Raw genomic sequence first — 18,753 nt, 5'->3', positions numbered from 1 at the left:
AGCCGCCCCGTCTGGCGTTAGGGTTTTAAGATTTGCACGCCCGCCGTTGCGCGCGGCGCCTTGATCACCAGCAGCACCAGCAGCGCGCCCAGCGCGGCGACGCCGCCCGCCAGCATAAAGGCGCTGTCGAATTTGCCGGTGTTCTGCACGATGTAGCCGGTGGCGATCGGCCCGATTATGCCGGAGACGCTGCTGATCAAATGAATGAACCCGCTGGCGCCGCCGACCCGGGATTTATGCACCACGTCCTGAATGATCGCCCAGTAAAGGGCGCCGGTAATGTAGAGGAAGAAGATCGACACCGACATCAGCATCACCGCCGGCACCACGCTGCTGACGGTGCCCGCCAACGCCACGCACACCGCCGCCGCCAGCAGGCTGGTGACCAGCACGATCTTGCGCGACAGCAGCAATTTGCCGGTGATGTTGAAGATCTTGTCGGAAATATAGCCGCCGAGCGCCAGCCCGACGAAGCCGACGATCCACGGGATCATCGTGGTCAGGCTCATCTCTTTGATGTTCAGATTGTGCGCCTGCACCAGATACGAGGGGAACCAGCTCAGGAAGAAGAACAGGATGTAGTTGTAGCAGAAGAAGGCGAAGGCGGTGACCAGAATGATCGGCTGCTTCAGGTAGTAACCCAGCCCGTGCGGAGCGTCGCTCAAGGCGCTTTCCTCGCCGAGATTTTCCTGTTTCAACCGTGCGATCAGCGCCCGTTCTTCGTTGCTGACGCGTTGGCTTTTCGCCGGGTTATCCGCCACCACGAAGAACCACACCAGCATCCAGACGATGCCGATGGCGCAGATGATCATAAACGCCGGCCGCCAGCCGAACGCCAGCGCCAGATAGCCGACGATCGGCCCGGCCACCGCGCCGCCCAACGGCGAACCGGCGCTGAGCAGGCCCACGGCGGTCGCCGCCTGTTTCTTCGGGAACCAGCCGTTAATCATCTTGTTGGCCGAGGCGCAGATCGGCCCTTCGGCCATGCCGAACAGGACGCGCAGGATCAGCATTGAGTAAAAACCGGTGGCGATCGCCGTCATGCCGCAGAAGATGGACCACAGGCCGACCGCCACGCCCAGCACCAGCGTCGGGCCGAAGCGGTCGACCGCCAGCCCGCCGACGAAGTTGAAAATGGCGTAGCCGAAGAAGAAGCTGCCGAAGATCAGACCGAACTGTTCGGCGTTCAGCATCAGATCCTGTTCGATCATCGGCACGGTGATCGACAGCGCCACGCGATCGAGGTAGTTGATCATGTAGACCATGAACAGCAGGAACACGATGGTCCAACGCAGGTTTTTAAACATAAAGCACTCCACTGGGTGTCGTTTTAATCGTGATGCTTCGTTGTTTGCACGGGCGGCGGGCGCCGCCCCATGCCCCGATGCCGCCTTGGCGTTACTCGAACTGCAGCAGCACCTTGCAGCAGGTGCGCTGATCCCGCTCGAACATCTGCATCGCCCGTTCGACGTCGTCGGCGGGCACGCAGTGGGTGAGCAGCCGCTGCGGGTCCAGCTTGCCGTTCGCCATCCAGGCGATCACCTGCGGGAAGCGCGCGCTGTTCAGGCGCGAAGAGAAGATCGACAGCTCCTTGCTGGTGATGCTCTGCTGGGTCAGGGTGCAGGCGTCGCCGGAAAAGCCCATGATGCCGATGCGCGCCGCCGGCGAAGCCAGCGCGATCGCCTCCGGTAAAATGGCGGGGTGGCAAGCGGCATCGACGATCAGCGTCGGCTGAACGCCGCGCTGCTGCAGCGCCTGCGGCAATGCGGCCTCGGCGTTGTTGAATGTTTCGTCGGCACCGTTGGCGCGCGCCATGTCCAGCCGCTCGGCGATGCGATCGACGACCCATACCTGCTTGACGCCATACACCCCTTTCAGCGTCTGGATCACCGTGAGCCCCATCGGCCCGGCGCCGTAGATCAGCGCGATGTCGTCGGGGCGCGGTTGCAGATGGGCGGTAATGTTGGCGGCGATGCTGAAGGGTTCGATCATCGCGGCGTGGCGATCGCTGATGGCCGGCGGAACCGGGTAGGCATTGCGCGCCGGTACGCAGGCGTAGTCGCTGAAGCCGCCGTCGCAGTGCACGCCGATCACCTGCAGCGAGGTGCAGACGTTGGGGCGGCCGACCGAACAGGGATAGCAGTGGCCGCAGCTCACCACCGGGTCTACCGAGACGCGTTCGCCGAGGCGCGCCGGATCGACGCCTTCGCCCAGCGCATCGATCAGGCCGAAGAACTCGTGGCCGATCACCCGCGGGTAGCGGGCGAACGGGTTATGGCCGTGATAGATATGGACGTCGGAGCCGCAGATGCCGGCGAATTTCACCTTGACCCGCACTTCGCCGGCCGCCGGTTGCGGCAGCGCGCGCGTCTGGATCGCCAGGCGCCCGGGCTGTTCGATCACGACGCTGCGCATGGTGTTTACCAGTTCCATAAGGTGCCATCCTCCAGACGCGCGACCGGCAGGTAGGCCGGTTCATACGGGTAACGGGCCGCCAGCTTCTCATCGAACTCGATGCCGATGCCCGGCTTGTCGCCCGGATGCATATAGCCGTCGTCGAACGTCCAGCTGTGCGGGAACACTTCGAGCATTTGCTCGGAATAGCCCATGTATTCCTGCACGCCGAAGTTCGGCACCCACAAATCGAAGTGCAGCGCCGCCGCCATGCAGATCGGCGACAGATCGGAAGGGCCGTGTGAACCGGTGCGCACCTGGTACAGTGAGGCGAAGTCGGCGATGCGCCGCATGCCGGTGATACCGCCCGCGTGCGTCAGAGTGGTACGGATGTAGTCGATCAGCTGTTCTTCGATCAGCTGTTTGCAGTCCCAGATGCTGTTGAACACCTCGCCGACGGCGATCGGCGTGACGGTATGCTGGCGGATCAGGCGGAAACAGGCCTGATTTTCCGCCGGCGTCGGATCTTCCATCCAGAACAGGCGATACGGCTCGGCGCTTTTACCGAAGCGCGCCGCTTCGATCGGCGTCAGGCGGTGGTGCATGTCGTGCAGCAGGTGCTCGTTGAAACCGAACTTGGTGCGCACTGCGTCGAACAGTTTGGGGGTGAAATCGAGGTATTTTTCCGTCGACCACAGCTGCTCTTCCGGCCAGTCGCCCTTGGTGGCCGGCTCATAAGCCTGGCCTTTGCCCTTGGCCATGCCGTAAGTGGTTTTCATGCCCGGCACGCCGCATTGAACGCGGATCGCCTTGAAGCCTTGCTCTTTATGTTTGGCGTAGTCGTCGAGCACCTCGTCGATCGAATGGCCGGTGGTGTGGCAATACACCATCACTCCCGAGCGCGAGGCGCCGCCCAACAGCTGATACAGCGGCATATTGGCGGCCTTGGCCTTGATGTCCCACAGCGCCATGTCGACGGCGGAAATGGCGGACATGGTCACCGGGCCGCGCCGCCAGTAAGCGCCTTTGTAGAAGAATTGCCAGAGGTCTTCGATCCGCTGCGCGTCGCGGCCGATCAACTGCGGGCAGAGGTGATCTTTCAGGTAAGAGGCCACCGGCAATTCGCGCCCGTTCAGCGTGGCGTCACCGAGGCCGATGATGCCGTCATCGGTGGTGATTTTCAGCGTGACAAAGTTGCGCCCCGGGCAGGTGACGAACACCTCGGCGTTGACGATTTTCATAACCTTCACATCCTGTAGCTGCGGAGAGATAGCGCGAAAATACGCCATGAACTAACTACCATACAAGTATGAATTGATGAATTTGCCGGAGAGGATCACATTTGATCGCGAGTGGAAGCGGATGAACGGAGGGGAAGAAGCGGGGCGCAGCGGCTGCGCCCGACAAGGTTAGCCCAGCAGGGCGCAGTTAGGCGGCAGGCGGCATTCGATGGCCTGCGGCAACACTTCGATGCGGAAATGGCGGCCTTTGAGCGGTTCGCCGTCGAGGTTGAAGGTCATCTCATGCGGCGCGTCGATCTCGAGCCACGGCAGCGCCGCGCTGAGGATGCTGTTGCTCTCTTCGTCGTTGAACAGGGCGGCGACCAGCGCCGGCAGCAGTTCATCGGCGATCAGCAGGCGCAGCTGCAGCAGGCCGTCGTTGATCAGCGCACTGGGGCACAGTTCCTGGCCGCCGCCGGCCTGTTTGCCGTTGCCGATGCCGATCACCAGCGCTTCGCCGGCCCAGCGGAAGTCCGGCCCGCGGATTTCACAGCGGTCGGCCTGCAGCGTATCCATGCGCAGCAGGCCGTGCACAAAGTAGGACACGCCGCCCAGCGCCGCCTTCAGCTTCTCCGGCGTTTCGGTGGTGATGCGGGTGCCGAAGCCGCCGGTGGCCATGTTGATGAAGTAGCGCTCGCCGTTGACCTTCGCCAGATCGATCGGCACTGAACGGCCCTTGATCGCCAGCTGCAGCGCCAGTTCGGGGGACGGAGGGATATTGCACGCCATGGCGAAGTCGTTGGCGGTGCCGAGCGGCAGGATGCCCAGCGCCGGCCGGTTGTGCGCCGGCAGCTGCACCAGCGCGGCGGCCACTTCGTTAATGGTGCCGTCACCGCCGCCGGCGACGACGGTGCCGACGCCGAGCTGTGCGGCTTCCGCGACATAGCGCGCGGCATCGCCGTGCTCCCAGGTGACGCGCACGTGCAACGTTATCTGTTCTTCGCGCAGCCGGTTGACCGCCTGACGCAGCTCTTCGTTACCGGCGCCTTTGCCGTTGATGATAAGCAGGGCGGACGCATGTGAGTGTTGAGGCATTGCCGATATCCTCCGGCGGAAAACCAAGAATGCCTCAAGATAAACCAGCTGCCGCCACCAGGCCATCAGAATATTCAGCTAATTCCGGTTATTTCCCGGCGCTCAGTGAATATGAAGCAATGCGAATTTATCTGAATTTTACGCGGAAATAAGCAAAGTGTTAAAGAAGCGAGGATTAATCGCTGTAGCGTTATTTATATATCGAAGCGGCGTGATTATTATTATTAAAACGGATAATGGGAATAAGTTATGGAAATAGGCGTGGTGGAAAAAAATAGGCGCACCCATAAAGAAAAAGCCAGCCCAAGGGAGATTGGGCCGGCTAAGGAGGTGGTTCCTAGTATTGCTATGCAAATATTTTCGTTGTTCGTTTTAAGCAGCGTGATAGTAACCAAGCTGCGCGCACATTGATGTGATCCAATTCTAATATTTGCTAAAAATCGCCGCCGAATGACGGCGATTCATTTTTATGCCCCGGCGCTATTTTCTTCCGCCAAATTGCGGATCAGCAACGCATAATTGAGATCGATATCCTGCGGGATCGGCAAATAAACGATATGGCCGTTGCCCGGCGCCACCTCAATCGATTCGCCTTTCTTATTTTTCATGCTCTCGAGGGTGAACACCACGTTGCCGCCCGGTGTCATCATTTCGACGCTGTCGCCGAGCGCGAACTTATTCTTCACGTCGACTTCCGCCCAGCCATCACGGCGCACGCCGGTGAATTCGCCGACGAACTGCTGGCGCTCGGAGAGCGAGGAGCCGTAGTCGTAATTCTGCTGCGCTTCGTGCACGTGGCGGCGCAGGAAGCCTTCGGTATAGCCGCGGTGCGCCAGGCCTTCCAGCGTGGTGAGCAGGGTCGGATCGAACGGTTTGCCGGCGGCCGCGTCGTCGATGGCGCGGCGATAGACCTGAGCGGTGCGGGCGCAGTAGTAGAAGGACTTGGTGCGCCCTTCGATCTTCAGCGAATGCACGCCGAGCTGCGTTAGACGCTCCACGTGCTGGATGGCGCGCAGATCCTTGGAGTTCATGATATAGGTGCCGTGTTCGTCCTCGAAGGCGCTCATATATTCGCCTGGCTTTTGCGCTTCAGACAGCATGAACACCTTGTCGGTGGGCGCGCCGATGCCCAGCGTCGGCTCGACGGTTTGCACCGGGATCGGTTCGTGCAGGTGCACGATATTGCCGGTGTCGTCCTCTTTGCCTTCCTCCGCTTTGTACTGCCAGCGGCAGGCATTGGTGCAGGTGCCCTGATTGGGATCGCGCTTGTTGATGTAGCCGGACAGCAGGCAGCGGCCGGAGTAGGCCATGCACAGCGCGCCGTGGACGAAGATTTCCAGCTCCATGTCCGGCACTTCGGCGCGGATCTCGGCGATCTCTTCCAGCGACAGTTCGCGCGACAGGATCACGCGGGTCAGGCCCATTTGCTTCCAGAACTTCACCGTCGCCCAGTTAACGGCGTTGGCCTGCACCGACAGGTGGATGTCCATCTGCGGGAAGGCTTCGCGCACCATCATGATCAGGCCAGGATCGGACATGATCAGCGCATCCGGGCCCATATCGATAACCGGCTTCAGATCGCGCAGGAAGGTCTTCAACTTGGCGTTGTGCGGGGCGATGTTGACCACCACGTAGAATTTTTTGCCCAGCGCATGCGCTTCGTTGATGCCCTGCGCCAGATTCTCGTGGTTGAACTCGTTGTTGCGCACCCGCAGGCTGTAGCGCGGCTGGCCGGCGTAAACCGCATCGGCGCCGTAGGCGAAGGCGTAACGCATATTTTTCAGCGTGCCGGCCGGGGAGAGAAGTTCCGGTGTAAACATAGTGTGTCTCGGTCTGATTTCAGGTCAGCACCACGCCACCTGATGGCGCAGTAAAAGCGGGGGATTGTAGCCGCAGCGCGGCAAGAAATCAGCAGTTAACCGGATTTATTCAAGGGAGATTGATCCCGGTCAAACGGAAAACGCGCGGTGGCGGCCACCGCGCGGGCGAAACGGGGGATCAGGCGCTCAAATCGCGGATGTCGGTGGTCGGGCCGTTTTTCGTCACCGACTGGATACCGTTTTTGGCCGCGCTTTCGGAGCTGTACATTTCGCTGACGCCGATCACCTGATGGTTCTTGGCCTTCAGCACAAAATAGGGCTGATTGCTGGCGCTGTGCTTCAGTTCGTACTGCGCTTCGTGCGGTGAATTGGTCTGCACCGAGGCGATGCCGTTCTCCGCCGAGGCTTTGCTGGCATACATCTCGCTGGCCAGAATGATCTCGCCGTTACTGGCTTTCAGGTTGAAGTGGTACTGTCCGTTCTTTGCTTTTTTCAGCTCGTAATGACCGATTGCCATGGTTCTTCTCCTGTAGGTTCCGATTCGTGATGTAAGTGTAGCCAATCGCTTGAAAATCGGCGGCTAAACCTCACAGCAGCTTAGTCGAAAAAATGCGCAGTTTTTTTGCGCCGGCGCGGAGTTTTCGTCCGAGAAGCACAGCGCCGCACGGGAAGCTAAGGGAGCGGGCGGCGATTGCGCAGTGCGCCGCATAACAAGGGGAGCAGGGTTTCACCCCGTGAGATCGTGCGTTACTGTTTGGCCGTTTCGTCAATGTGGATGAAAAATGAGCGACATATCTTGGCATCGACACGCTACAGGCATATGCTTTGGCCTATGCCTGCTGTGGAGGTGTCAAGATGGAAAGAATCGCAAAGCTGTTTAAAAACGGCAGAAATCAGGCGGTGAGGTTACCGGTGGAATTTGAATTTGATACGGATCGTGTCTATATCCGTCGCGATCGGGAGGGCAACGTGATTTTATCCAAATATCCGGCAAAGCCGGACAGCTGGGCACCGCTGCTGAGCATTATCGCCCAAACGCCGGTGCCGCAAGAATTTCTTGGCGCGGAAGATCGTCAGCAAGGGGTGGCAGACCGCGATCCGTTCTCAGAGGAAGAGTAGGCGATGTACATGTTTGATACCAACACCGTCAGCCACTTGTTTCGGCAGCATCCGCAGGTGCTTAACGTCATGGAAAAGCTCCCGCCTTCTGCCGTATGTATTTCCAGCGTCACGGAGGCGGAACTGCTTTGCGGTGTGGCTAAACGGCGGAACAAGGCGTTGCAAAGCATGGTCGAGGCCTTTCTTGCTGCCGTGACGGTCTATGCATGGGATAGCGAGGCCGCCCGTTGCTACGGTGAAATGCGGGCAACCATGGAGAGGAAGGGCAAAATCATGGGCGCGATGGATCAACTGATCGCCGCTCACGCGCAGAGCCGTGGCGCGACGCTGGTGACCAACGATCGCGCATTCGCCATGGTGCCCGGGTTGGCGGTTGAAGACTGGACGCGCTGATTTCCCCTAAACCCCATTCATCAGCCGGCAGGGCTCGGCTTCCCAGCGGTAGCCCACGCCGTATACCGAGCGGATGAAGGATTTTTCCCCGTCGATCAGTTCCAGTTTGCGGCGCAGGTTTTTGATGTGGCTGTCGATGGTGCGGTCGGTGACCACCCGGTAGTCGTCGTACAGGTTGTTCAGCAGCTGCTCGCGTGAAAACACGTTGCCCGGCTGGCTGGCCAGCGTTTTCAGCAGGCGGAACTCCGCCGGCGTCAGATCCAATAACTGCCCCTGATAGCTGGCCTGGAAGCGCGGTTCATCGATGTGCAGCAGGTCATCTTCCCGCGCGTTCTCCTGCGGCCGATAGCTGCGGCGTAGGATGGTTTTCACCCGCGCCACCACTTCGCGCGGGCTGTAGGGTTTGCAGATGTAATCGTCGGCACCGATCTCCAATCCCAACAGGCGGTCAATCTCTTCGATTTTCGCCGTCACCATCACGATGGGCACGTCGCTGAAGCGGCGCAGCTCGCGGCACACCGTCAGGCCGTCGGCCCCCGGCAACATCAGGTCGAGCAAGATCAGCGCCGGCGGATGCTGGTGCACGGTCGGCACCACCTCATTGCCGTTGGTCAGCCAGCGGGTGGCGTAGCCCGCCGCCTGGAGATAATCCACCAGCAGCTGGCCCAGCTTGGGCTCATCTTCAACAATCATGATCTGCACGGGTTGATTCTGAATGTCCATCAGGGCGCCTTATTTTTTATCGGGGTAGCAAATTCTACTGTAATGCGCACGCCGCCTAAAGGCGAATGCTCGGCGCGGATTTTCCCGTCGTGCGCTTCCACGATGTTGTGGCAGATCGCCAACCCCAGCCCGGAACCGCCGCTGGCGCGGTTGCGTGAACCTTCCGCCCGGTAGAAACGTTCGAAAATGCGCGTCAGTTGCTGATCGCTGATGCCCGGCGCGCTGTCCTGCCAGTAAAGGAGCAGCCGCCCCGGCTGCTGCTCGACGCCGATCTCCAACCGGCCGCCGGCGTCGGTGTAACGCAGGCTGTTTTCCAGCAGGTTATTGAACAGTTGGTTCAGGCGATCGGGATCGCCGAACAGCGGCGCCTGCGTCGGCAGATGGGTGACGATCTCCAGCCCTTTGGCGCGGAAGCGTTCGCGGAAGGCGGCGACGGCGATCTGCACCAGGTGCACGCAGTCCACCGACGCCTTGCGATAGGCCAGCGCGCCGAGATCGGAGAGCGACAGCTGGTGCAGATCGTCGACCAGTTTGGTCAGGGTGGATACCTCGGCCTGCAGCGAGCTGAGCGACGCCGGCGTCGGCTGGCGCACGCCGTCCTGCAGCGCCTCCAGCTCGCCGCGCAGCACCGCCAGCGGCGTGCGCAGCTCGTGCGACACGTCGGCCATAAAGGCGCGACGCATCTGCTCGTTTTTTTCCAGCGAGGTGGCCAACTGATTGAAGTCGTGCGCCAGCCTGCCCAGTTCATCCTGGCTGCTGACCGCCACGCGGGTGGTGAAATCGCCGGCCGCCAGGCGGTGGGTGCCCGCCACCAGGCGCTTGACCGGGGCCAGCATGCCGCGCGACAGCAGCCAGGTCACCGCCGCCGCCAACAGGGTGGAGAGCGCGACGATAATCCAGCTGGTGCGCCGCTGCTGGCGATCGAAGTTGATGTCGGTATTGCGCGTCAGGCGCTCGACCGGGGTGGTGAGCACCCAGCCGACGATCTCGTTGTTGTAGCGGATCGGGTGGCGAGGCCCTTCCTTCGGCAACGGGCCGGAATGCCCGACCAGCCGATTGAACTGGCTGTCCACCACCCAAAACTGGGTGCGCCACCCCTTGGGCGGCAGATTGTGGCTGCTGTCGCTATTCTGCTCGAACGAACGCATGATTTGGTAGACCACCTGATCGTTGTTGCGCAGGAATATCCAGTTGCCATGATGGCTGTACTGTTCCTCCAGCGCTTCGCTCAGCATGTTGATGCGCTGCTCGTTGCTGCTCTTGATGTAATCGATAAAGCCGCGCTCAAAGCTGACACGCACCCCCCAATGCATGGTGATCAACACCAGCATGCAGGTAGCGAAAATGGCCAGGAACAGTTTTCCGGTAATGCCTATCCTCATTGCAACCTCGTTGAGCCGGTACCCGGCTCTTTGGTCAGCGTGCGGTTGGGCGCGCTATCGGCCGGCACGCGCGCGAAGGCGAGCGCGGGCAGAGCGATAATCAACGCCATACAGCAGTAGCTGTAAATGAATGCGCTGTGGATGGCCGGGCTATCGGCCACCACCTGGTGATGGGCGAAGCTGCCGATCAAGATGCCGGCGACGCTGACGCCGAGGCTCATCGACAGCTGCATGACCATCGACAGCAGGCTGTTGCCGCTGCTGGCCAGCCGGTCCGGCAGATCTTTCAGCGTCAGAGTGTTCATCGCCGAGAAGCGCAGTGAGTTGATCATCCCCTGGAAGAACAGCACCACCGGCAGCAGCCACAGCCAGCCGAGCATCGCCGTCAGCAGGAAGCTCAGGCCGACCAGCGCCAGCAGCAGCGTGGCGGCCACCAGCACGTTGCGGTAGCCAAAGCGGTTGACTACCTGCACCACGATGCGCTTCATGCCCATGCTGCCGATGATCATCGGGATCATCATCAGCCCGGCGTGGAACGGCGTGAAACCCATGCCCACCTGCAGGAACAGCGGCGTCATGAACGGCAGCATGCCGCTGCCGATGCGCCCCAGCAGGCTGGCCAGCAGCCCGATTTTGTAGGTCGGGGTGCGAAGCAGCCGCAGCGAGAACAGGGCGCGGCTATTGCCGTAGGCATGCCAAACATACCCCAACAGCGCCGCTGCGCCCAGCGCCACCAGGCCGGCGATGGCGCCGCCGGACAGCCCCATGCCTTTATGGCCGTCGAGCGCCAGCGTCAGCGACGCCATGCCGATCGCCAGCAGGATAAAGCCGCTGAGATCGAAGCGGCGGGTCTGCATTTGGTAGTTGGGCATCAGCAGCAGCGTGGCGATGGCGCCCACGATGCCCACCGGAATATTGATCAGGAAAATCCAGTGCCAGCTGGCGTATTGCACCAGGAAACCGCCCAGCGCCGGCCCCATCAGCGGGCCGATCTGGCCCGGCAGCGTCACGAAGGTCATCGCCGCCATGTACTGCTCGCGCGGCACGATCTTCATCACCGTCAGGCGCCCGACCGGCACCATCATCGCGCCGCCGACGCCCTGAAGCACGCGCGAGGCGATCAGCTCGTTCAGGGTTTCCGAACGGGCGCAGAGGAGGGAGCCGAGGGTGAACAGCACGATGGCGCTGAAAAACACCCGCTGTACGCCGACTTTGTCCGCCAGCCAGCCGCTGGCCGGCAGCGTCACCGCCACCGTCAGCACATAGGAGACGATCACCGACTGCATGCGCAGCGGGTTCTCCCCCAGGCTGGCGGCCATTGAGGGCAGGGCGGTGTTGACGATAGTGGTATCCAGCGTCTGCATAAAGAAGCCGAATGCCACTATCCAGAGTTGCCAGCGTACCGTGGCGGCGTGTTTCATCAGCATCAGTCGGCCATTAATGGGGCAGCGGAGCCAGTTGCTTGTTGCGGCGGAACTTCGCCTGCAGCCGGTCGAAGTAAAGGTAGACCACCGGGGTGGTGTACAGCGTCAGCAGCTGGCTCATCACCAGGCCGCCGGCGATGGTGATGCCGAGCGGCTGGCGCAGCTCCGCGCCGTCGCCGCTGGTCAGCACCAACGGCAGCGCGCCGAACAACGCCGCCAGCGTGGTCATCATGATCGGCCGGAAACGCAGCAGGCTGGCCTGGAAAATCGCCTCGCGGGCGCTGATGCCGCCGTTGCGCTGCGCTTCGAGCGCGAAGTCGACCATCATGATGGCGTTTTTCTTCACGATGCCGATCAACAGCATGATGCCGATCAGCGCGATCAGGCTGAACGGCGCGCCGAACAGCTCGAGCGCCAGCAGCGCCCCCACGCCGGCGGAAGGCAGCGTGGAAAGGATGGTCAGCGGATGGATATAGCTCTCATACAGCACGCCGAGCACGATATACACCGTGGCGATCGCCGCCAGGATCAGGATCAACTGCGACTTCAGGGTGTCCTGGAACACCTGGGCGGTGCCGGCGAAAGCGCCGCGCACCGTGGACGGCACGCCGAGCTGAGTCATGGTGCGCTCTATCGCCGCGGTGGCGTCCGACAGGCTGCCGCCGTCCGGCAGGTTAAAGGAGACGGTCGAGGCGGCGGACAGCCCCTGATGGTTGACCGACAGCGGCGCGTTGGCTGGCCGCCAACTGGCGAAGTAGGAGAGCGGTATCGCTTTGCCTTCGTTGTTGATGATGAACATTTTGTCCAGCGAGCTCACGTCCTGGGTGTAGGGCGGCGCCACTTCCATCACGACTTTGTATTGGTTGAGCGGTTGGTAGATGGTCGAAATCTGTCGCTGGCCGAAGGCGTTGTTCAACAGGTTGTTGGCGTCGGACACCGAAATGCCGAGGCGCGCCATTGTTTCGCGATCGTAGACCAGATCCATCTCCGAGCCTTTATCCTGCTGATCCGAGTTGACGTCCGCCAGCTCGGGCAATGCGGCCAGCGCGGTGCGGATCTTCGGCTCCCATTCGCGCAGCGCGGCGAGATCGTCCGCCAGCAACGTATATTGGTAGCTGGCGTTGGCCTGCCGGCCGCCGACGCGGATATCCTGCACCGCCATTAAAAACAGGCTGGCGCCCGGTTCTTTGGCCAGGCGGGCGCGCAGGCGGGCGATCACTTTCTGCGCGTCGTCGCTGCGTACCGACAGGGGTTTCAGTGAGATGAACATCGAACCGCTGTTGGTGCGCGAACCGCCGGTAAAACCGGTGACGTTTTCCACGTCCGGATCTTCGCGCACGATTTTCATGAAGTCTTCCAGTTTGCCGCGCATTGCCTGGAACGAAATGCTTTGGTCGGCCTGAATAAAGCCCATCAGACGCCCGGTATCCTGTTCCGGGAAGAAGGTTTTCGGGATGCTGATATACAGCCAGACGTTGAGCGCAACGGTGGCGAGGAACACCGCCAGCACCCAGCGCGAGTGGCCGAGCACCCAGTTCAGCGAGCGCCCGTAGCCCTGCTGCAGCGCCAGCAGCATTTTGCCGAAGCCGCGCGCCCGCCGCTGCGAACGCGGCGGCTGGTGGCGCAGCAGGNGCACATCATCGGCGTGAGCGTCAGCGAGACGATCAGCGACAGCCCGATCGACACCGACAGGGTGACGGCGAACTCGCGGAATAGCCGGCCGGGCAGGCCTTCCATCAGCAGCAGCGGGATAAACACCGCCACCAGCGAAACGCTCATCGACAGCACGGTGAAACCGACCTCCCGCGCGCCCAGCAGCGCGGCGTTGATCGGTTTCATGCCGGCCTCGACGTGGCGGGAAATGTTTTCCAGCACTACGATGGCGTCGTCCACCACAAAGCCGGTGGCGATGGTCAGCGCCATCAGCGACAGGTTGTTGAGGCTGAACCCGCACAGATACATGGCGGCGAACGAGCCGATCAGCGACACCGGTACGGCGACCGCCGGGATCAGCGTGGCGCGCCCGGAGCGCAGGAAGATGAACACCACCAGGATCACCAGCCCGATGGCGATCGCCAGCGACTGTTCCACCTCGGCCAGCGACGCGCGGATGGTCGGCGAACGATCCTGCGCGACGTTGAGTTGAATCGAGGCCGGGATATTCTCCTGCAGGGCGGGCAGCTCGGCGCGAATGCGATCGACGGTTTCGATGATGTTGGCGTCCGGCGCGCGGCTGATGGCCAGAATGATCGCCGGTTTAGCGTCGGTCATCCCGGCGTTGCGCACGTCTTGCACCGAGTCTTTGACCTCGGCCACGTCGGCTAAACGCACCGCCGAGCCGTTGTTGTAATGAACGATCAGCGGGCGGTACGCGTCGGCGGTTTTCAGCGCGTCGTTGGCCTGGATCTGCCAGCGCTGCTGTGGGTTTTCCACGGCGCCCTGCGGGCGGCGCACGTTGGCGTTGGCGATGGCCTGCCGTACGGTGTCCAGCGACACGCCCTGATTGAACAGCGCCGAAGGGTTCAGCTCCACCCGCACCGCCGGCAGCGAGCTGCCGCCGACGGAAACGTCGCCGACGCCCTCAGTCTGGCTGATCTTCTGCGCCAGCTGGGTGGAGGCGAAATCGTAAAGCTGCCCCTGGCTGTAGGTGTCCGAGGTCAGCGTCAGGATCATGATCGGCGCGTCGGAAGGGTTGACCTTGCGGTAGCTGGGGCGGCTCGGCATGCCGGTCGGCAGCAGGCTTTGCGCGGCGTTAATCGCCGCCTGCACGTCGCGCGCGGCGCCGTTGATGTCGCGATCGAGATCGAACTGCAAAATGACCCGGGTACTGCCGAGCGAGCTCATCGACGTCATTTCGTTAACCCCGGCGATGCGGCCCAGCGCGCGCTCCAGCGGCGTCGCCACCGAGGACGCCATGGTTTCCGGCGAGGCGCCCGGCAGCGACGCGCTGATCGAAATCACCGGAAAATCCACCTGCGGCAGTGGCGACACCGGCAGCAGGCGAAAGCCGATCGCGCCGCTGATGGCGATGGCCAGCGTCAGCAGGGTGGTGGCCACCGGCCGGTGAATGAACAGGGCGAAGAATCTCACGGCAACTCCTGCGTATCCGGCTGGCGATGCGTGTTGCGCGCCAGTTTGTCAAACAGCAGGTAGATCACCGGCGTGGTGAACAGCGTCAGGATCTGGCTCATGATCAAACCGCCGACCATACAGACGCCGAGCGGATGCCGCAGCTCCGCACCGACGCCGGTGCTCAGCATCAGCGGCAGCGCGCCGAGCAGGGCCGCCAGCGTGGTCATCAGGATCGGCCGGAAACGCAGCAGGCAGGCCTGATAGATGGCGTCGCGCGGCGATAAGCCCTGCTCGCGTTCCGCCGCCAGCGCGAAGTCGATCATCATGATGGCGTTCTTCTTCACGATGCCGATCAGCAGGATGATGCCGATGATGGCGATCACGTCCAGCTCGCTGCCGGCCATCATCAGCGCGAGCAGCGCGCCGACCCCGGCGGTCGGCAGGGTGGAGAGGATGGTGACCGGATGAATGAAGCTTTCATACAGCACGCCCAGCACGATGTACATCGCCACCACCGCCGCCAAAATCAGCCACAGCGTGCTGCCGAGCGCCGCCTGGAAGGCCAGGGTCGCCCCCTGGAATTGGGTGGTGATGTCCCTTGGCATGTTGAGATTTTTTTCCGCCTGGGTGACCGCGTCCACCGCCTCGCCGAGCGAGTAGCCGTCGGCGACGTTGAACGAAACGGTGGCCGACGGGAACTGGTCGAGATGGTTGACCGACAGCGGGCCGAAGCGCTCTTCGATTTTGGCGATGGCGCTCAGCGGCACCACGGCGCCGTCGTTGCCGCTCAGACGGATCTCATTGAGCGCCGCCAACCCCGGTGTCGCGCTGACGTCGTGCTCCAGCACCACACGGTATTGGTTGGCCTGGGTGTAGATGGTGGAGATCAGGCGCTGGCCGAACGCGTTGTACAGCGCATTGTCCACGTCGCTCATGGTGACGCCGAGGCGGGAGGCCGAATCGCGATCGACGTTGACGNAGGCCACCAGCCCCTGATCCTGCCAGTCGCTGGTGACGTCCGCCAGCTGCGGGGTTTGTTTCAGCTCATCCATCAGCTGCGGCACCCACAGGCTGAGATCGTCCAGCGACATCGCCTGCAGGGTGAACTGGTACTGGGTGCGGCTGACCTGGGTATCGATGGTCAGATCCTGCACCGGCTGCAGGTACAGCTTCACGCCGGGAAACCGCGCCGTTTGCTGCTGCAGGCGGCTGATGATCGCCGGAATGCGGTCGCTGCGTTCGCTCAGCGGCTTCAGGTTGATCTGCAGCCGGCCGCTGTTGAGCGTGGCGTTGCTGCCGTCGACGCCGACGAACGAGGTCAGGCTTTCCACCGCCGGATCCTTGAGGATCTGCGCTGCGACCTGCTGCTGGCGCTCGGCCATGTTGCTGAACGAGACGCTCTGCGGCGCTTCCAGCGTGCCCTGAATGATGCCGTTGTCCTGCACCGGGAAGAAACCTTTCGGGATCAGCAGATACAGCAATACCGTCAGCGCCAGGGTGCCCACGGCCACGCCGAGCGTCAGCCAGGGATGGTTAAGCACCGTTTTCAGCCACTGGCCGTATCGCGCGATCACCCGCTCGAAAAAGCGTTCGGAGGCGGCGGAAAAACGGTTCTGCTTGCGCAGCGATTCGTGGCTGAGCATGCGCGCGCACATCATCGGCGTCAGCGTCAGCGACACCACGGCGGAGATCAAAATCGCCACCGCCAGCGTGACGGCGAACTCGCGGAACAGGCGGCCGACGATGTCGCCCATGAACAGCAGCGGGATCAGCACCGCCACCAGCGAGAAGGTCAGCGAGATGATGGTGAAGCCGATCTCGCCGGCCCCTTTCAGCGCGGCGTCGAGCGGTTTTTCCCCTTTCTCGATGTAGCGCGAGATGTTCTCGATCACCACGATGGCGTCGTCCACCACGAAGCCGGTGGCGATGGTCAGCGCCATCAGCGTCAGGTTGTTGATGGAGAAGCCGAGGAAGTACATGGCGGCGAAGGTGCCCACCAGCGACAGCGGCACCGCCACGCTGGGGATAATGGTCGCCGGCACGTTGCGCAGGAACACGTAGATCACCATCACCACCAGCGCGACTGCCAGCAGCAGCTCGAACTGCACGTCGCTGACCGAGGCGCGGATGGTGGTGGTGCGATCGGTCAGCACCTTGACGTCGACCGACTTGGGCAGGCTTTTAATCAGCGTCGGCAGCATTTCGCGGATGCTGTCGGCGGTGGTGATGACGTTGACGCCGGGCTGGCGTTGGATGTTCAGCACGATCGCCTGCTGCTGGTTGGCCCAGGCCGCCAGCCGGGTGTTTTCCGCCCCTTGTTCGATGGTGGCGATATCCTGCAGGCGGATCGCCGCGCCGTTCTGATAGGCGACGATCAACTGGCGATAGTCATCGGCAGATTTCATTTGGTCGTTGGCGGACAGGGTGACCGATCGGGTCGGGCCGTCAAGGCTGCCTTTCGCCGAGTTGACGTTGGCGTTGCTGATGGCGGCGCGGATGGTTTCACTGTCCAGGCCATAGGCGGCGACCGCCGCGGCGTTCAATTTTACGCGCACCGCCGGGCGTTGGCCGCCGGCCAGGGTCACCAGGCCGACGCCGGTCACCTGAGAAATTTTTTGCGCCACGCGGGTTTCCACCATGTCTTCCACCTGCGTCATCGGCATGGCGGTGGAGGTCACGGCCAGCGTCAGGATCGGCGGATCGGCGGGGTTAACCTTGCTGTAGATCGGCGGGTAGGGCAGATCGTTCGGCAGCAGGTTGGTGGCGGCGTTGATCGCCGCCTGCACTTCCTGCTCCGCGACGTCGAGCGGCAGCGCCAGCTGGAACTGCAGCGTCACCACCGAGGCGCCGCCGGCGCTTTGCGACGCCATTTGCTTCAGGCCGGACATCTGGCCGAACTGGCGTTCCAGCGGCGCGGTAATGGCGGAGGTCACCACGTCCGGGCTGGCGCCGGGGTATAGCGTCACCACCTGGATGGTGGGGTAATCCACCTCCGGCAGGGCGGACACCGGCAGCGCGCGATAGCCGATAATCCCCGCCAGCAATATCGCCACCATCAGCAGCGTGGTGGCGACCGGGCGCAGAATAAACAGGCGGGACGGACCGCCGCCGGCGTTGGGAGGCATCACCTGCATCAGGACTTCCTCTGAACGTCAGGTTCGCGCTTGGCGTTGGCCGCCGCCGGCGCTTCGCTCGGCGCGAGCACTTCCACCTGCATGCCTTCGGTCAGGCGATCGATGCCGTCGGTCACCACCCGATCGCCGGCGTTGAGGCCGGCGCTGATCACCACCTGCCGGCTGTCCTGCACGCCGGCGGTGACCCGATGTTTGCTGACCTTGTTGTCTTCGCCGAGCGTCCAGACGAAGTTGCCCTCGTTGCCCATCTGCAGCGCGGCGGTCGGGATCACCACCGCGTCGTGCAGGGTATCCACCTGCAGCCGCGCGTTGACGAACTGGTTGGGGAACAGCGCGTCATCTTCGTTGGCGAAACGCGCTTTCAGCTTGATGGTGCCGGTGGCGGTATCAATTTGGTTGTCCAGGCTCAGCAGCGAACCGGTCGTCAGCTTGTTCTGGTTGGTGCGATCCCAGGCTTCGACGCTCACCGGCCCGGCTTTTTGCGCCTTGAGCAGATCGGCGATGTTGCCTTCAGGCAGCGTGAACACTACGTCGATCGGGTGCGTCTGCGTGATCACCACCAGACCGGTGGCGCTGCCGCTGGTGACATAGTTGCCGACGTCGACCAGTTTCAGGCCGACGCGGCCGTCGATTGGCGCAGTGATGCGGCTGTAGGTGATCTGCAGTTTGGCGCTGTCGACCGCGCCCTGATCGGCCTTGATCGCGCCTTCGGTCTGCTGCACCAGCGAGGCCTGCGTATCCAGCTCCTGACGGGAAACCAGATTGGTTTTCACCAACTGCTGATAGCGCGCCAGATCGCGCCGGGCGTTGGCCAGCGTGGCCTGATCTTTTGCCAACTGCCCCTGAGCCTGGGTCAGTTGCACCTGGAACGGCCGGGGATCGATCTCCGCCAGCAGATCGCCGGCTTTGACCTGCTGGCCTTCGGTAAAGTGGATCGCCATCAGTTGGCCATCGACCCGGCTGGTGACGGTCACGGT

13 protein-coding genes and 1 pseudogene are annotated in these 18,753 nt (G+C 62.4%); 2 read left to right on the top strand and 12 right to left on the bottom strand.

All coding sequences use genetic code 11. The annotated features are described in order from the left end of the window. Window positions 1-17: 17 nt before the first annotated feature. The 6 genes from ADK28_RS22395 to ADK28_RS22370 form a co-directional block, all read right to left on the bottom strand. Complete coding sequence (locus tag ADK28_RS22395) at window positions 18-1,307, bottom strand: MFS transporter (protein ID WP_048796706.1); 1,290 nt, start codon at window positions 1,305-1,307, stop codon at window positions 18-20. Between the two features lie 91 nt (window positions 1,308-1,398). Next, entirely contained in the window at window positions 1,399-2,415 is a 1,017-nt protein-coding gene (locus ADK28_RS22390) for a Zn-dependent oxidoreductase (RefSeq protein ID WP_161802728.1), read from the bottom strand. Window positions 2,416-2,420: 5 nt separating this feature from the next. Then, window positions 2,421-3,635 carry a D-mannonate dehydratase ManD gene (gene manD / locus ADK28_RS22385; protein ID WP_016926700.1) on the bottom strand — a complete coding sequence of 405 codons (1,215 nt, stop codon included), beginning with the start codon at window positions 3,633-3,635 and terminating at the stop codon, window positions 2,421-2,423. A 168-nt stretch (window positions 3,636-3,803) separates the two neighbouring features. Further along, on the bottom strand, window positions 3,804-4,709 hold the full coding sequence (gene yegS / locus ADK28_RS22380) for a lipid kinase YegS (RefSeq protein WP_016926701.1): 906 nt from the start codon (window positions 4,707-4,709) through the stop codon (window positions 3,804-3,806). A 467-nt stretch (window positions 4,710-5,176) separates the two neighbouring features. Then, window positions 5,177-6,529 carry a tRNA 5-hydroxyuridine modification protein YegQ gene (yegQ, locus tag ADK28_RS22375; RefSeq protein WP_028127781.1) on the bottom strand — a complete coding sequence of 451 codons (1,353 nt, stop codon included), beginning with the start codon at window positions 6,527-6,529 and terminating at the stop codon, window positions 5,177-5,179. Between the two features lie 178 nt (window positions 6,530-6,707). Continuing rightward, complete coding sequence (locus ADK28_RS22370; RefSeq protein WP_016926703.1) at window positions 6,708-7,046, bottom strand: YegP family protein; 339 nt, start codon at window positions 7,044-7,046, stop codon at window positions 6,708-6,710. Between the two features lie 338 nt (window positions 7,047-7,384). On the opposite strand from ADK28_RS22370, the gene ADK28_RS22365 reads away from it, so the two are divergent. Both ADK28_RS22365 and ADK28_RS22360 read left to right on the top strand, forming a co-directional pair. Further along, window positions 7,385-7,648, top strand: a complete 264-nt coding sequence (locus ADK28_RS22365) for an antitoxin (protein ID WP_004941563.1) — start codon at window positions 7,385-7,387, stop codon at window positions 7,646-7,648. A gap of 3 nt (window positions 7,649-7,651) precedes the next feature. Continuing rightward, complete coding sequence (locus ADK28_RS22360; protein WP_048796704.1) at window positions 7,652-8,041, top strand: type II toxin-antitoxin system VapC family toxin; 390 nt, start codon at window positions 7,652-7,654, stop codon at window positions 8,039-8,041. A 6-nt stretch (window positions 8,042-8,047) separates the two neighbouring features. On the opposite strand, the gene baeR is transcribed toward ADK28_RS22360, so the two are convergent. The 6 genes and pseudogenes from baeR to ADK28_RS22330 all read right to left on the bottom strand — a co-directional run. Continuing rightward, the gene (gene baeR, locus ADK28_RS22355) at window positions 8,048-8,764 is read right to left on the bottom strand and encodes a two-component system response regulator BaeR (protein ID WP_004941568.1); all 717 of its coding nucleotides are present in this window, start codon (window positions 8,762-8,764) and stop codon (window positions 8,048-8,050) included. Then, on the bottom strand, window positions 8,764-10,146 hold the full coding sequence (gene baeS, locus ADK28_RS22350) for a two-component system sensor histidine kinase BaeS (protein WP_048796703.1): 1,383 nt from the start codon (window positions 10,144-10,146) through the stop codon (window positions 8,764-8,766). Before baeS ends, baeR begins: the two co-directional genes overlap by 1 nt. Then, entirely contained in the window at window positions 10,143-11,573 is a 1,431-nt protein-coding gene (mdtD, locus tag ADK28_RS22345) for a multidrug transporter subunit MdtD (protein ID WP_048796702.1), read from the bottom strand. The genes baeS and mdtD overlap by 4 nt, the downstream gene beginning before the upstream one ends. 10 nt (window positions 11,574-11,583) lie before the next feature. After that, window positions 11,584-14,660 (bottom strand): annotated as a pseudogene (gene mdtC, locus ADK28_RS22340) (multidrug efflux RND transporter permease subunit MdtC). After that, window positions 14,657-17,776 (bottom strand): MdtB/MuxB family multidrug efflux RND transporter permease subunit, encoded by a 3,120-nt coding sequence (locus ADK28_RS22335; protein WP_048796701.1) that lies wholly within the window; start codon window positions 17,774-17,776, stop codon window positions 14,657-14,659. The pseudogene mdtC and the gene ADK28_RS22335 overlap by 4 nt, the downstream one beginning before the upstream one ends. Continuing rightward, window positions 17,776-18,753, bottom strand: a 978-nt coding sequence (locus tag ADK28_RS22330) for an MdtA/MuxA family multidrug efflux RND transporter periplasmic adaptor subunit (RefSeq protein ID WP_048796700.1), incomplete at its 5' end; no start/stop codon positions are given. The genes ADK28_RS22330 and ADK28_RS22335, both read right to left, overlap by 1 nt.

Origin of the sequence: Serratia sp. 506_PEND, from assembly GCF_001076875.1 — a bacterium.
In the GTDB taxonomy this organism is placed as follows: Bacteria; Pseudomonadota; Gammaproteobacteria; order Enterobacterales; family Enterobacteriaceae; genus Serratia; species Serratia marcescens.
The sequence above is the reverse complement of the archived record's forward strand: the minus strand, read 5'-3'. Positions and strand labels throughout refer to the sequence as shown.